Genomic DNA, 12,236 nt, shown 5'->3' with positions numbered 1-12,236 from the left:
AGAAAGGTGTGAACATGCAGGACTTTTTACAGCAAACCCTATCAGGCAGGCCGCCCGCGCAGCGGCAGGGCAGTAACGCCCACCTGCACTGGCAGTGGCACGATGAGGGCATACTATCCCTGACACCGCATACGCCCACGCAGCAGGCGCTGGTTCTCTCCGCCGGGATTCACGGCAACGAGACCGCCCCGGTGGAAATCCTCAATCTGTTGCTGACGCCGCTGCTGCAGGGGGAAAAACCGCTGGCCGTGCGCTTGCTGGTGATCCTTGGCAACCCGGCGGCACTGCGCAGCGGCAAACGCTACCAGCATTATGATATCAACCGGCTGTTCGGTGGCCGCTGGCAACAGGTGGCCGACGTGCCGGAGGCGCAGCGCGCGCTCCAGCTGGAGCAGGCGCTGGAGAACTTCTGGTGCGAGTGCCTCGATCACGAAATTCGCTGGCATCTCGATTTGCACACCGCGATTCGCGGTTCGTGGCATACGCGCTTTGGCGTGATGCCGCTCAACAGCCAGCCGTGGCCAGCAGATTTTTTACACTGGCTGGCAGCGGCCGAGCTGGAGGCGCTGGTGTTTCACCGTGCGCCGGGCGGGACCTTTACCCACTTCAGCTGTGAACACTACGCCGCAGCCAGCTCTACGCTGGAGCTGGGGAAGGCGCTGCCGTTTGGCGAGAACGATCTCAGCCAGTTCAGCGGCGTGCAGCGTGCGCTGGCGGCGCTGCTGTACGGTGAGTCGCTGCCGGCGGTGCGCGAGACGCCGCGTCATTACCGCGTGGCGCAGCAAATCACCCGGCACGGCGAGCAGTTTGTTCTGCATATGGGCCCGGAAACCCTCAACTTCACGGCTTTCCCGCAGGGTACGCTGCTGGCAGAAGAGGGTGAGCGGCGCTATTACGTACAGCAGGCGCGTGAATATGTGCTGTTCCCCAATCCCAACGTGGCACCGGGCCTGCGCGCCGGGCTGATGCTGGTGGAGGAGAGCGAGCAGACCCAGGCGCTGGAATTATAATCGTGAGGCTTTATCCGGCAATCAATCCTCTCCCTGTCATGGGAGAGGTCACGGGTGAGCAGAGAACGTGAGCAAATTAACGACATTTTCCCTTCCGCAAAACCGACAAAGCCATTACACTCCTCCTTAATTCCTGCGCTTTCCCCCTTGATCGTCATACTCTTTTGCAATTCCTCACGCATTTCTTCGCAATCTCTCCATGATTGCCCGATATCTGTCTTTTATGCTTGCAGGGCTTTACTCAGCCTCTGAGTAGTTGACGTTCAGCGTCGTATACTTGTTTCCGAAGACGCGACACAGGCTGTCGTCATTAAACTGAAAAGTAAGGACAATATTATGCGTAAACTGACCTCCCTGTTTCTGGCTACCGCAATGGCTTTCGGCGCCGCCAATATCGTCCATGCTGCGGCTGACAACCTGACGCCGCCGCCAGCGGGCAGTGAAAAACCGATGCACAAGCCGATGCGCCACCGCGGCATGGACATGATGTTCAAAGACCTCAACCTGACCGACGCGCAGAAAACCCAGATTCGCGACATCCTGCGTGACAGCCATCATAAAGACATGAAGCGTCCATCGCTGGAAGAGCGTCGTGCTAACCATAGCATCATCGCATCCGACACTTTTGACCGTGCCAAAGCAGAAGCGCAGGCAGACAAAATGAGCGCCAATGCGAAAGAGCATGCGCTGAAGATGCTGGAAACCCAGACAAGATCTATAACGTGCTGACGCCAGACCAGAAGAAGCAGTACAACGCCAACTTTGAGAAACGTCTGACAGAAAAAGGCACGCACGACGGTAAAATGCCGCCACCGCCGGCTGATGGTGAATAAGCCGTTTAGCTCACCGGTTTTGCGTTACAGCTCAATCAGCGGATAAACGCCGGACAGCAGCGGGCGGCAGATAATTTTGTAGCCGTCATGGTCGAAGCCGTGACGCGCACGCTGCAGCTGACGCGCTTCCTGCTCACTGCTGACCGATCCCAGCCAGAACCAGTGAGCGATGACGTGAATCTGCGTCATCTCCGTACCGCGCTCCACCATACCAACCGGGCCCTGCCACGGCCAGCATACCACGCGCAGCTGCTCCAGCCTTGCCAGCAGGCGTTGCTGATACGCCGCCAGCGGTTCCGCCCCGCAGCAGGCACCGGCACAGCGTTTAAGCGCCGCTCGGAAACAGCCGCGCCCCGGCTGCAGGCGCTCTAATCCCAGCAGGCCGTGACACAGGCGCAGCTCATCGGCGAGGCTTTTCAGCTTCTCTAACGCGGCAAAGTGGCTGCGGAATAACCCGTACAGGTCAGTCGAGGAGGAGAAATCGAGATCGCGCGCGTAAACCACCTGCGGTGCGCCGTCGCCCAGCTGCAGCGAGCAGAGCTGGCGGTTTTTGCGCAGGCGCTTATTGAACAGCGGCTGCTGAGTTTTGATCATCTGCGCTTCGAGCAGCTGTGCGCCCACGTCCCCGGCGGTGGGGATCCAGCTGACGCGCCGCGCCTGACGCAGCATGCTGGCTTCATCCGCCGTGCGAAAATGGGCCATCACCCGGCTGCGCAGGTTGATGCTCTTGCCGATGTACAGCGGCAGGTTGTCGTTATCACCGTGGAAGGTGTAAGCGCCCGGCTGATTAGGCAAGCCTTCCAGCCACTGACGCAGATGTTCGGGATATTGATAGATAGCCGTCGCATCAAATTCGAGGCGATGGCGGTTTGCTCGTCTGACCAAAGAACGCTCCGCTTACTGGTTGTGCATACAGTATATCAGCGTGCGCGTTTTCTCGCTAGCGGTGACGTGAAGAGGCAGGCTTCCCGCTGGGGGAGCGGGAAGCCGCAGAGGATTACTTCTTCCAGAAATCGTCGAACACGGTGATCGGCGGACGACGTTTATGCTCAGTTTTGGTGTACCAGCCTTCAATTATTTTCGCCGCGTCGGCGTCGATGGTTTTACCTTCGAGGAAATCATCAATCTGCTGATAGGTCACGCCCAGCGCCACTTCATCCTGCAGACCGGGACGATCGTCCTCCAGATCGGCGGTGGGGTGCTTGAGATAGAGGTGTTCCGGGCAGCCAAGCGCTTTCAGCAGCTGTTTGCCCTGGCCCTTGTTGAGGCGGAAAATCGGGTTGATGTCGCTGCCGCCGTCGCCGTACTTGGTAAAGAAGCCGGTCACCGCTTCTGCGGCGTGATCGGTGCCGACCACGACGCCTTTGGTCATGCCGGCAATGCTGTACTGGGCTTTCATGCGCTCGCGCGCTTTCTCGTTACCGCGCACAAAATCCGACAGGGCAATGCCCGCCTCCTGCAGCGCGCGCTTGCTGGCCAGTACCGCTTCTTTGATGTTGACCACCAGCGTGCGATCCGGCTGGATAAATGCCAGCGCATCCTGACAATCCTGCTCGTCAGCCTGCACGCCATACGGCAAGCGCACGGCGATAAAGCTGTAGTCGTGATCGCCGGTCTCTTCACGCAGTTCAGTAATGGCAGTCTGCGCCAGCTTGCCGGTCAGCGTTGAGTCCTGACCGCCGCTGATGCCGAGCACCAGGGTTTTAATAAACGGATGGGCTTTCAGATAGGACTTCAGAAAATCGACGCTGACGCGGATCTCCTGCTGCGGGTCAATAACCGGCTTAACACCCAGGGCCTGAATGATTTCCTGCTGCAGTGACATGAACCTCTCCTCAAGTCGGTAGCCTGACGGCACAATGCGAATCATGTGCTAAAGCTAACGCCTCCGCAGAAAAACAACAAGCCGAACGGCTTGTTGTCCGGTGTTTCTGCTGGCAATTCAGGCGCTTTTTGGTTTCTGCGCCAGCAGCATGAACATCACGATGGCCAGCATAAAGCAGCCAAAGATGGTGGCCGTCATGCTGATTACCGAGGCACTGCCGGCGCAGTGGCCCTGGCTCTGCATCGCCAGCGATGACGCGGTGGTGGCGATCACGCCGTTACTAGCGATGGTGAAGAACAGCGCCACCAGTACTAGCGGCAGCGGCGCGCCGCTCACGCCGGCCAGCAGCAGGCAGCTGGAGGCGACAAACGCCAGCGTCAGGCCGCCCTTCAGCACGTGATATTCGCCCCACAGCGGACAGAGCCGGGCGCTGGTTTGGGAGGCAATCACCAGGCCAATACCGGTTCGCCGCAAAGCACAAGCTGAACGCCTGCGGTGACAGGCCGTAAATCTGCTGCAGCACAAACGGCGAGGCGCCGATATAAGCAAACATGCCGGACATCATGAAGCCCTGCGTCAGGCAGAAGCCCATAAACGGCCGGTGGGTGATGACCTGGCCGAGCGCCGCCCAAGCGGAGAAGATCGAGCCCTGGCTACGGCGTTCGGCCGGCAGGGTTTCGCGCAGCTTCCAGCGCGCCAGCAGAATCAGCAGCACGGCAATCGCGCCCAGCACCACAAAGATGCCGCGCCAGTTCAGCACCGTCATCAGCGCACCGCCCAGCACCGGCGCACCAATCGGCGCCAGGCCATTTACCAGCATCAGCAGGGCAAAAAAGCGCGTCAGCTCATGGCCGCTATACATATCGCGGGCAATGGCACGCGACAGCACCGCGCCGCCGGCACCGGCCAGCCCTTCAAACAGGTGTGCCACCAGTAGAGCGTGAATATCCTTCGCCAGCGCACAGCCAATCGAGGCGATGAACAGCAGTGCCAGCGACAGCAGCAGCGGACGAATACGGCCAAACTTATCGCTCATCGGACCAAACAGCAGCTGTCCGGCGCCCAGCCCCAGCAGACCGGCGGTCAGACTAAGCTGGGCGGTGGCGGTTTCGGTACCAAGGTCGCGCGCCAGTTCAGGCAGGGCAGGCAGATAGAGATCGATACAAAGCGGCCCGAGCGCGGCGAGCAGGCCGAGCGTGATGGCATAAACCAGCCGGTTAGGGTGTGCAGGTGTCATTGATCCTCTGTGTTATTTTTGGCTTTAAGATGTATCTTGCGCCGCGATTATACGGAGCCGGTGACGGCAACACAGCATCTTTACGTAATCCTGACGCTTCAGAACCGACCGAAAGCACCGCCATTGAGTTGATAAATCTGGAATTATGTTCCAAGCTTAGTGGGACATGGACAAAGTATGAGGAACAACAAGATGAATAAAGTGCTGGGATGTATCGTTGCCGCTATGACGCTGGCAACCCTGTCTGGTTGTACAACTTACGATCGTGCGGAAAGCTACGTGACTAAGCCTGTGGTGAACGATGTGAAAAAAGGCATGACGCGTGAACAGGTGCGCCAGATTGCCGGACCGGCGTCGACCGAAATCACCATGGTTCACGCACGGGGTACCTGCCAGACCTACGTGATTGGTGAGCGTGATGGCAAACAGCAGACTTACTTTGTGAGCTATAACGACACCGGCCGCGTAATGAACTACGGCTTCCAGAGCTGTAAGGATTACGATACCGATCCGCAAGCCGCGCAGTAACGGCAGCAGAATAACAAACGGCCCGTCTCAGACGGGCCGTTTTTCTTTGTGCGCTTACAAGCCATAGGGCCGCGGCACCTCAATATAGCTGCCGCTGATCTCGCGCTGATAGTAGTGACCATCCTGTACGTAATAGCGTTTGCCATTGTAATCCAGTACGTGCATGGCGCTGGCCGGTGGGCCATCGGGTGGCTGGACCACCACATAGGTGTCGCCCTGCCGCTGGTAGTAGCTACCGTTCAGCAGGTAGTAGGTCAGTCCGCCAATCAGCACGGCGGTCGCGGCCTCCGGCAGAAAACGCAGCGGTCCGGGATGGCCCCAGCGTGGTCCCGGACCCCAGCCATACGGATGAGCAAAACTTACAGTTGACGCTATCAGGGTTAACGCCAGCATTGAGGCGATAACGTTTCTCATGGGGGTTCTCCTGCGGTAACTCCCCGCAGCATTCGCCTTTCAGCGCGCAAACTCAAGCAAAAAAACCGTCGATTTTGCCTCCGTTTACCATGCTTAACGCTTTCCTGACGTTAGCGCCATGATTGCGGAAAAAAGTGTAGAAAACGGCAAAAAAAACGGCAGGCTTTGCGGCCTGCCGTCACGGGAAAACGCGTAAATTAGCGGTGCGCCAGTTCCGCGTGTTCGTCGCTCTCCAGCACTTTTTTGTCGGTCATACCCAGCCAGCGGCTGGTCAGTGAACCGGCGGTCATCGAGCCATTAACGTTGAGCGCGGTACGGCCCATATCAATCAGCGGTTCGATGGAGATCAGCAATGCCACCAGCGTGACCGGCAGCCCCATCGCCGGCAGGACGATCAGCGCGGCAAAGGTAGCGCCGCCACCGACGCCCGCCACACCGGCTGAGCTCAGCGTGACAATACCGACCAGCGTAGCGATCCATACCGGGTCAAACGGGTTGATGCCCACGGTAGGCGCTACCATCACCGCCAGCATGGTGGGATAGAGGCCCGCACAGCCGTTCTGGCCGATGGTCGCGCCAAACGAGGCCGAGAAGCTGGCGATGGATTCCGGTACGCCCAGACGACGCGTCTGTGTCTCCACGTTCAGCGGAATACTGGCAGCGCTGGAACGGCTGGTGAAGGCAAAGGTAATCACCGGCCAGACTTTACGGAAAGAAGCGCAGCGGGTTGATACCGTTGATCGACAGCAGCAGCGCGTGAACGCCAAACATAGTCGCGAGGCCGAGATACAAGGCCACCACAAAGCCGCCCAGCTTGATGATGTCCTGCAGGTTGGAACCGGCAACCACTTTGGTCATCAGCGCCAGCACGCCGTACGGCGTCAGCTTCATGATCGGACGGACCAGCTTCATCACCCAGGATTGCAGGGTATCAATCGCCACCAGCACACGCTCGCCTTTGGCTTTGTCATCTTTCAGCAGCTGCAGCGCCGCCACGCCGAGGAAAGCAGCGAAAATCACTACGCTGATGATCGACGTTGGATTGGCACCGGCCAGATCGGCAAACGGGTTTTTCGGGATAAAGGAGAGCAGCAGCTGCGGCGTACTCAGATCCGCGACTTTACCGACGTAGTTGCTCTGGATGGCGCTCAGACGCGCGGTTTCCTGCGCGCCCTGTACCAGTCCCTCGGCGCTGAGGTGGAACAGGCCGGTCACCAGCACGCCCACCAGCGCGGAAATGGCGGTGGTAAACAGCAGCACACCGATGGTCAGCACGCTGATTTTGCCCAGCGACAAGGCATTATGCAGCCGCGCCACCGCACTGAGGATCGAGGCAAACACCAGTGGCATGACAATCATCTGCAGCAGCTGGACATAGCCGTTGCCGACGATGTTAAACCAGCCAATCGACTCTTTCACCACCGGGCTGTTTTCGCCATAAATGGCCTGCAGTGCCAGGCCAAAGATCACCCCCAGCACCAAGCCGGTCAGCACGCGCTTCGACAGGCTCCAGCTCTGGTTGCCGACGCGGTTTAACGCAATCAGCAGCGCGACAAATGCCACGATAATTGATGATCAGAGGAATATTCATTGTTAACTCCTGAAGGTCGCCACGCGATCGCGCCGCGTAACCGAAAATAGCAGAGGGATCCTCTGTAACTGTCGCGGCATGGTACCAGTTGGCCCTACGGGAACAATATATCTAAATCGTCTGGGTTATAACTAAATGGAATTTAAGGCGATTATTTTAGCAATCGCTGGCAGAAAGAAAAACACATCAGCGCGTACTGCCGTTCACCAGCCGGCCAATACCGTTCTGCAAATTGTTGAACAGCTGCTCCGGCCAGCCGTTAGCGCCAAACGACGGCATGCCGGGCGGAAACCACAGCGCGCGCTCCAGCTGATTGCCTTGCTGGCTGTTGAGGATAGGCAGGACAGCAGCGGCACGCCGGCGGGCGTCAGCATATCGGCGACAATATGGCTCAGATAGCCGAGCGTCATGCCCTGCAGGACATCCGCTGGCAGGAACCTGTCGGCCGGCACGTTAATCTGAAACAGCCACAGGCTGACCGCTACAGCCAGCAGGCTATGGGTAAAGCCGCGATGGCCAAAAGCGCGGGCTATCGGCTGTGACAGCCACTTTAGCCGCTGGCCTAGCACCGATTTAGGGTGATCGATATCCGGCAGCAGGCAGGTCAGCAGCGCAGCCGGCACCAGATGCCACCAGTCGGCACTGGCCATCACCGGCGTCAGTTCGGCGCGTTTGGCAAATATCGCACTGGCAATGGCAAAAATGATATGGCCTTCGGCCGTAATGATGGAACCTGGCTGCAAAAACTGTCGATGCATCCAGTATAGGGATTTATGCAGTAAATGAGAACGGTAACACTGTAACGAAGAGTGAATTTTTTGCTGACCCGCGCCTGAAAAAAACGCGGGAAATTAACGGTCTGGCTTACTTTTGCGCTTGACAACCGGGCGAAACATCAGCCTGGCGTAACGCGCGATGCACACTGATCAGTTAAACAGATGTTCCGCCTGCAGCTGCGTCAGGTTTTCCAGTTGCACATTGGCCAGTGCCCAGCGCGCATCGTGGCGATGTTCGGCGGCAGGCACCACAATGGAACGCATGCGCGCGGCTTTGCTGGCAATCATGCCATTGAACGAGTCTTCCAGCGCCACGCAGTTGAGGGGATCAACCCCCAGCTTTGCCGCAGCATCCAGATACACCTGCGGATGCGGTTTGCTGTAAGGGAGCGCTTCAGTCGAGGCAAGGGCGCTAAAGTAGTGACGCAGATTGAACATCTCCAGCACGCGTTCCAGCATAGCCAGCGGGGACGCCGAGGTCAGCGCAATCGCCAGGCCCTGTTGCTGACACAGCTGCAGCGCCTGCTCTACGCCGGGCAACAGCGGCCGCGTCTCTTCGACCAGCGCCAGGGCGCGGGCAATAATGCGCTGAGTGACTTCGGCCTGATCTGGTCCGTTCCACGTCAGCGCTTCGTACCACATGCGTACGGTTTGATCGATGCGCAGGCCGAGCGTATCCGGCAACTCGTGGCGGCGGCTAATATCCACATTCAGGCTGGCAAACACCTCCAGCTCGGCGCGATCCCATAGCGGTTCAGAATCAATCAGTAAGCCATCCATATCAAAAATAGCGGCCAGCACAGGGCGACGATAGGTCATACAACAGCTCCATTGACAGTTTGCCCTACCTTAACATGGGCGGCGGCGAAAACCGACTTACGGCAGGTTACGCATTTTTAAGGAAAATTTGCTGTAGTGCAGGTAGACTTAGGGCAAAACTACTGTTTGTGAAGGGAAGACACCATGACTTATCAACAGGCTGGCCGCATCGCCATCCTCAAGCGAGTGGCTGGCTGGGTGATTTTTATTCCGGCGCTGTTATCCACCCTTATCTCCATCTTAGGCTTCATGTTTAAACACAGCGAAAAGCAGCCCGGCATTGACGCCGTGATGCTCGACTTCGTGCATGTGATGGTGGATATGATTAAGTTCAACACGCCGTTTCTCAATGTGTTCTGGAACAATTCACCGGTGCCGGAGTTCAACGGCGGGGCCAATATTGGCTTCTGGCTGATCTATATCCTGATATTCGTGGGCATCGCTTTGCAGGCCTCGGGCGCACGCATGTGGCGTCAGGCGCGCCATATCAAAGAAGGCATTGAAGACCAGATGATCATGGAACAGGCGAAGGGCAGTGAAGGGCGCACGCGGGCGCAGCTGGAAGAGAAAATCCATGTGCCGCGCCACACCATTTTGCTGCAGATTTTTCCGCTGTATATTCTGCCGGTGATCATCGCCGTGGCCGGTTACTTTGTGTTGAAACTGCTCGGCATGCTGTAAGGCGTCAGGCCGGTCTGACCTGGCGCTGGCCCAGCGCATCCTCATCCAGCAACTGGCCGATAGCGAACTGCGCTTCGCCGGCCCAGTTGCCGCCAAAGACGTTGGCGCGGTTTAGCAGTAGTAGAGCTGATACACCGGCTGACGCTGTGAGAACCCTTCAGGCAGCGGCCAGACTGCATGATACCCTTCGTAAATCTGGCGCGGCAGATCGGCGTAATAGTTGAGCATCGCCAGGTCGCATTCGCGATCGCCCCAGTAGCAGGCGGGATCGAACAGCCACGGGCCGCTGGCGCTGCCGGCGCAGTTGGCTGGCCACAAATCACCATGCAGTAACGACGGTTGCGGATGGTGGTTGGCGAGGCTGCGCTGCACGCAATCCACGATCAACTCCATGTAACCATAGTGCACGCCTTTCTCCGCCGCCAGCTGCAGCTGCCAGCCGATGCGCTGTTCGGCGAAAAATACCGACCATTTGCGTAACCAGCTGTTGGGTTGGGGCGTGGTGGTAATATTGTTGTCGAAGTCGAGACCAAACTGCGGTTGCTCGCTCCACTGGTGCAGATGGGCCAGCTGCTGGCCGAGCTGGAATGCGCTTTGGGCGTCGAGTGGCTGCGGGGGAATGTATTCCAGCAGCAGAAAGCTGGTGTCACGATCGTTACCGACGCCGTAGACCTTCGGCACGCGCACCGTGTGGGTGCGCGCCAGCAGATCAAGCTGGTCGGCTTCCCAGCTGAACAGCGTCAGCATGTCGCGCGTGTTGCATTTGACGAACACTTCCAGCTCACCGTAGCGCAGGCGCCACGCCGGATGAATATTGCCACCGGGCAACTCATGACGTTCCGTGATTTCGGCATCGTCGGCGTACTCGCTTAACAGACGACTAATGGCTGACCACATCGGGTAATCCTCTTTATTCGCTGCGTAAGGTCGATTGTAACGCGCAAAACTTGCACAACTCCAGCGGCAATGCGCAATTTGCGGATTGCGTCAGGCTTGCGCTTTGAGAAACGCTTCCAGCGTGGTGACGTCAGCGTCTGGCTGCTGATTCAAGCGCCACTGCTGCCAGCCCGGCGGCGTGTTCAGCCAGCGCCTGCTCCTCTAACGCACTGACAATGCCAAAGCTGTTGGTACCCAGCTCGTGCGGATGGCCGTCCGCATCGTGTAACGTGGTGCTGTAACCGCCGTTAACCATCGTGCTATTCAGTGCCTGCAGATCGCCGAGGCCCCTTTCCTGATAACGGAAGGTGACAACGTAACTCTTCAGATCATGATCGCTCATCTTTTCACCTCATTGTTATCGAACAGATTTCAGCGTAGACCAGCGCCTGCAATAGAGCGAATTCTGCACAATTACCCGGCGGCGCACAGCGTAAAGTCCTGTCAGGGGCGGCAGAAAATTCTTGTAGCATTTAAGCTGTTATTTGGTTATTTGCCGCCTATAATGCGCGCCGGAAATGGGAAGATTCCCAATCCACACGCGGTGCCAGCGCAAAACCTGGCGATTCTGGTGCTTTCATACTTTTTTACAAAACTTACCGTAAATTGCATTGATTCCCCGGGAAAATTCTCCAGACTCATCTTTTTTTCAACTGTCGTACGGGTTACCTTTTAATGAAAGCCTTCAATAAGCTGTCCGCTGTTTTGTTGCTCTCCGCCGGAGCATTTTGTCACCAGGCCTTTGCAGATAACGCTGTCTTCACCTCAATGGATGACCCTTCTACGGCAAAAAAACCGTTTGAAGGCACCGCGTCAGCCGGTTACCTGGCGCAGACCGGTAATACCAACCAGCATGACCTGGTATCAGACCTCAACGGCGTACAGCCTGTGGGGTAACGCCGCGAATACCTCATCCAACGATGAGCGCTCGTCGGAAACCTATAACATCGGTGGCCGTAGCCGTTACAACCTCAACAGCGCTGACTACCTGTTCGGTCAGGCTAGCTGGCTGAGCGATCGCCTGAACGGTTATGATTCACGCGATGTCCTGACCGCCGGTTACGGTCGTCAGATCCTCAACGGTCCGGTGCACTCGCTGCGTGCTGAATTCGGTCCGGGTGTACGTTACGATGACTTCCACGATGGCGGCCACGAAACCAAAGCACTGGGCTACGGCGCGCTGAGCTATCAGTAGCAGCTGACTGACACCACCAAATTCATTCAGGGTGTGTCGGTGCTGAGCAGCTTTGGTGAAGACACCACGCTGAACTCCGAAACCGCACTGCAGGTAGCGATCAACGACCACTTCGCGCTGAAACTGGGCTACAACGTCACCTAGAATAACAATCCGCCAGAATCTGCGCCGGACCGTACCGACACCAAAACCACGGTCCAGCTCTCTTACTCGATGTAAACGAGAGCGGCTTGTTACACGTCGCCCGGCCTGTGCCGCGCGGCGGTTTTTTTGATCTCTCTTTGGCTTAGCGCATTTCTTCGCGGGTTTTGCTCACTGCGGAAAGCTGTTATCATCGTTGCCGCTTTACGCGCCTAGCGTCATTCGTCATTCCGACAGTGTGGGTCTGACA

The 12,236-nt window shown here is 57.7% G+C and carries 8 protein-coding genes and 6 pseudogenes; 5 read left to right on the top strand and 9 right to left on the bottom strand.

What is annotated here, in order from left to right:
* Positions 1–14 precede the first annotated feature (14 nt).
* Together astE and spy are read left to right on the top strand one after the other, a co-directional pair.
* Positions 15–1,010, top strand: a complete 996-nt coding sequence (gene astE, locus AC6I8M_RS08565) for a succinylglutamate desuccinylase (protein WP_010616228.1) — start codon at positions 15–17, stop codon at positions 1,008–1,010.
* A gap of 336 nt (positions 1,011–1,346) precedes the next feature.
* Positions 1,347–1,843, top strand: a pseudogene (spy, locus tag AC6I8M_RS08560) (ATP-independent periplasmic protein-refolding chaperone Spy).
* A 24-nt stretch (positions 1,844–1,867) separates the two neighbouring features.
* On the opposite strand, the gene cho reads toward spy, so the two are convergent.
* The 3 genes and pseudogenes from cho to AC6I8M_RS08545 all read right to left on the bottom strand — a co-directional run bounded on the left by cho (position 1,868) and on the right by AC6I8M_RS08545 (position 4,905).
* Positions 1,868–2,728, bottom strand: coding sequence for an excinuclease Cho (gene cho / locus AC6I8M_RS08555; RefSeq protein ID WP_010616229.1), 861 nt, complete (start codon positions 2,726–2,728; stop codon positions 1,868–1,870).
* Positions 2,729–2,840: 112 nt separating this feature from the next.
* Positions 2,841–3,668, bottom strand: a complete 828-nt coding sequence (nadE, locus tag AC6I8M_RS08550) for an NAD(+) synthase (protein ID WP_010616230.1) — start codon at positions 3,666–3,668, stop codon at positions 2,841–2,843.
* A gap of 117 nt (positions 3,669–3,785) precedes the next feature.
* Positions 3,786–4,905, bottom strand: a pseudogene (locus AC6I8M_RS08545) (multidrug effflux MFS transporter).
* 192 nt (positions 4,906–5,097) lie between these two features.
* Between AC6I8M_RS08545 and osmE the strand changes: the two are divergent.
* Positions 5,098–5,433 (top strand): osmotically-inducible lipoprotein OsmE, encoded by a 336-nt coding sequence (osmE, locus tag AC6I8M_RS08540; RefSeq protein ID WP_010616231.1) that lies wholly within the window; start codon positions 5,098–5,100, stop codon positions 5,431–5,433.
* Between the two features lie 54 nt (positions 5,434–5,487).
* Here the strand turns inward: osmE and AC6I8M_RS08535 are convergent, their stop codons facing one another.
* The 4 genes and pseudogenes from AC6I8M_RS08535 to hxpB all read right to left on the bottom strand — a co-directional run bounded on the left by AC6I8M_RS08535 (position 5,488) and on the right by hxpB (position 9,033).
* Positions 5,488–5,847 carry a DUF6515 family protein gene (locus AC6I8M_RS08535; protein WP_010616232.1) on the bottom strand — a complete coding sequence of 120 codons (360 nt, stop codon included), beginning with the start codon at positions 5,845–5,847 and terminating at the stop codon, positions 5,488–5,490.
* Positions 5,848–6,044: 197 nt separating this feature from the next.
* A pseudogene (locus AC6I8M_RS08530) lies at positions 6,045–7,438 on the bottom strand (L-cystine transporter).
* Positions 7,439–7,624: 186 nt separating this feature from the next.
* A pseudogene (locus AC6I8M_RS08525) lies at positions 7,625–8,163 on the bottom strand (metal-dependent hydrolase).
* Positions 8,164–8,364: 201 nt separating this feature from the next.
* Positions 8,365–9,033, bottom strand: coding sequence for a hexitol phosphatase HxpB (hxpB, locus tag AC6I8M_RS08520; RefSeq protein ID WP_010616236.1), 669 nt, complete (start codon positions 9,031–9,033; stop codon positions 8,365–8,367).
* A gap of 144 nt (positions 9,034–9,177) precedes the next feature.
* Between hxpB and AC6I8M_RS08515 the strand changes: the two genes are divergently transcribed.
* Entirely contained in the window at positions 9,178–9,714 is a 537-nt protein-coding gene (locus AC6I8M_RS08515; RefSeq protein ID WP_010616237.1) for a YniB family protein, read from the top strand.
* 4 nt (positions 9,715–9,718) lie between these two features.
* On the opposite strand, the pseudogene AC6I8M_RS08510 reads toward AC6I8M_RS08515, so the two are convergent.
* Both AC6I8M_RS08510 and ghoS read right to left on the bottom strand, forming a co-directional pair.
* A pseudogene (locus AC6I8M_RS08510) lies at positions 9,719–10,611 on the bottom strand (fructosamine kinase family protein).
* Between the two features lie 130 nt (positions 10,612–10,741).
* Positions 10,742–10,993 carry a type V toxin-antitoxin system endoribonuclease antitoxin GhoS gene (ghoS, locus tag AC6I8M_RS08505; RefSeq protein WP_010616238.1) on the bottom strand — a complete coding sequence of 84 codons (252 nt, stop codon included), beginning with the start codon at positions 10,991–10,993 and terminating at the stop codon, positions 10,742–10,744.
* Positions 10,994–11,325: 332 nt separating this feature from the next.
* Here ghoS and AC6I8M_RS08500 point away from each other — a divergent pair.
* Positions 11,326–12,064 (top strand): annotated as a pseudogene (locus AC6I8M_RS08500) (DUF481 domain-containing protein).
* Positions 12,065–12,236: the final 172 nt, after the last annotated feature.

Source organism: Type-A symbiont of Plautia stali (assembly GCF_059731155.1).
This window is presented reverse-complemented; position numbering and strand designations above follow the sequence as displayed.